We start from the raw sequence: 2,413 nt of genomic DNA on the forward strand, positions 1-2,413 counted from the left end.
CATAAAACACTATAATCACTGGCTAATTTGCATCTACTCTAATTGTTAACTCTCCGCCTCAGGCCTGTAATTGTGAGCACCCGCCAGCGAAGCAAGAAAAGCCAGTCCAAACCGGTTCGCAAAGGCCTGCACCCGAGAAACCTGCATAACCAGGGCTATGATTTTCCTGCTCTGGTAACTAGCTACCCGGCGTTGGCCTCCCATGTGAAGCCGAATCCTTACGGCGACCTTTCCATCGATTTCTCAAACCCGTTGGCAGTCAAGACGCTCAACGCCGCCTTGCTAAACCGACACTACAACATTGCCGGTTGGGATATTCCGGACGGTGCACTTTGCCCTCCCATTCCAGGCAGGGCGGACTATATCCATTACATTGCCGATCTGGTTGGGCCTGAAAATCCCGACATCAAGCTGCTTGATATCGGCACTGGCGCAAACGGCATCTACCCGCTACTGGCCTGCCGGATTTACGGCTGGCAATGCGTCGGCAGTGACATTAACGCTCAGTCGCTTGCAAATGTGGCGGCGATTATCGCCAGCAATCCTGAGCTTAAAGACCGTTTTACGCTGCGCACGCAAAACGACAAGAACCACATTTTTGAAGGCATCATTCAGTCGGATGAGTGTTTCGATGTCAGCGTATGCAACCCGCCTTTCCATGCTTCGCAGGATGAGGCACTGAAAAGTAGCCAAATGAAAGCCTCGAACCTTGCGCGCAATCGCGGTGAGGAAAAGGCGACAACAAAGGCGCCGAATCTTAATTTTGGTGGTCAGGGCGCTGAGCTCTGGTGCAAGGGCGGCGAGCTGTTGTTTCTCAAGAAAATGGTAAGAGAAAGCCAGGTGTATTCCTCCCAATGCCGCTGGTTTACCAGCCTGGTTTCAAAAGCCGACAATGTCCGGCCGTTAAAGAAATTGATGCTGAAAGTCGGCGCCGTTGATATACGGGAAATAGAGATGAAGCAGGGGAACAAGGTTGCCCGAGTGCTGGCCTGGACATTTTCCGGTAGATGAACCGGAAATAGGGGTGTTGGGGGTCAAGTATTGCCTTTTGCTACTTGGGACACGGGGAAAGATCTGACCCTCGTTACTAATTTTTTTTTCTTATAATTGTATTTGTCCCTGATGCGGTGGGCGTATTACCTCGTAAACTTTTTCAATATCGTAGTGGCAATGCACTACTTCTTGGTCGTAACCATAAGATATTTCTTCGTAAAGCAATACTCGGAGTGCGTCACCCGGACGGACATCAATGGCGCGTTTTTGAAAGTCATAGAGCCATCCCGTGTGTGAGATCTTGGCATCGATCGAGTGCCCAGCGTACTGGAAAGACCACATCGATTTCCCGAGGTAATCCGGCTTTTTAACTTTAACCACCTGTCTCGAAGAGTGCTTTACCACTTCTTTCGTAAGCACGTCCCGTACAATATCGCCAGATATTTCTAAATCTCGGTTAAATGAAATTTTCTGACCATCGTATTCATAGGCGGCAGAATCATTGTTCTCAAGGTGCCCGAGACTATCTTGAATGGAGCGGACGCCTGACAAGAGGACATCGGCGCGAGGCGCGCCGTAGGCAGGCAGCTGTTTAATATTTGTATCTTCCGCAATCTTAGCGATCTCTTCTTCGAGATCTCTGACGTTTTCTCTGGTTACGGTATCATCTTGATCATTTAGCCAATGTAAAATTGCGTACTTTGCGCGAAGAAGGAAATGCCCTAAAACCTTTTTCCACTCACCATCTTTAAGCGCTTCATCAGGTACACCTGCGATCAAATCACGGAATCGTGCCTTTAGCGACCCTGTCTCAACTTCGTCCAGAACCAAGGAAGTATTCAGGGCTACATCAAATGAACTAAGAAGGTGCTCATCAAGAAATTCAAACGCTTTTATGAGATCGGACATCGTCCGAAAAACTCTAGTGGGATCACCGCTACCGCGTTCAAAGTCGATGGTAACTTCAAACGCACTTTCTTTATTGGTATCCATTCCTCTCCCTCAGTAATACCTTTTAACGCCTGCAGAATCCGAGCCCATGAAATGGAGACGAAGGCGCAATGTAATGGGTGTCGCTGTACCTACCCTGGTTAGGGATTTGTCCCATTTAAGTCCTCAATCTTTTCGTGTAGCTCTTCGATTCTTGCTGGTAGAACGAAAAAGTATTCGATCAATTCCTCTGCCAAATCCAGCATCAATTGAGAGACCTCCTGTGTCGGCTCGGCTTCCAAATCGAAATGCGCACCCAGGTTGCCTCCCTTGCGGATAGCATCTGCAATCTTCAGTATCGGTTCCGAAAGATCCTTCGTTTCGGGAAGCTTTGCTACTTGCTTGGCTAGCGGAAGAGACTGGTATTCCGGTGGAAGTAAGGATTTGGTTGCACCCTCTAGAAGCCTGCGAGTTAGTACAGCGGTCGCTC

General features: G+C 48.8%; 3 protein-coding genes. 1 reads left to right on the plus strand and 2 read right to left on the minus strand.

Translation table 11 applies throughout. The annotated features are described in order from the left end of the window. Positions 1-72 precede the first annotated feature (72 nt). The gene (gene rlmF, locus ACN0IC_RS14985) at positions 73-1,011 is read left to right on the plus strand and encodes a 23S rRNA (adenine(1618)-N(6))-methyltransferase RlmF (protein WP_007150898.1); all 939 of its coding nucleotides are present in this window, start codon (positions 73-75) and stop codon (positions 1,009-1,011) included. A 90-nt stretch (positions 1,012-1,101) separates the two neighbouring features. On the opposite strand, the gene ACN0IC_RS14990 is transcribed toward rlmF, so the two are convergent. Together ACN0IC_RS14990 and ACN0IC_RS14995 are read right to left on the minus strand one after the other, a co-directional pair. After that, positions 1,102-1,986 (minus strand): hypothetical protein, encoded by an 885-nt coding sequence (locus tag ACN0IC_RS14990; RefSeq protein ID WP_039926652.1) that lies wholly within the window; start codon positions 1,984-1,986, stop codon positions 1,102-1,104. A 98-nt stretch (positions 1,987-2,084) separates the two neighbouring features. Further along, positions 2,085-2,413: DUF4145 domain-containing protein (locus tag ACN0IC_RS14995; RefSeq protein ID WP_416879573.1), on the minus strand; the 329-nt coding region annotated here is incomplete at its 5' end.

The sequence above is a fragment of the Litorimonas sp. genome, assembly GCA_029936425.1.
Lineage (GTDB): Bacteria > Pseudomonadota > Alphaproteobacteria > Caulobacterales > Maricaulaceae > Litorimonas.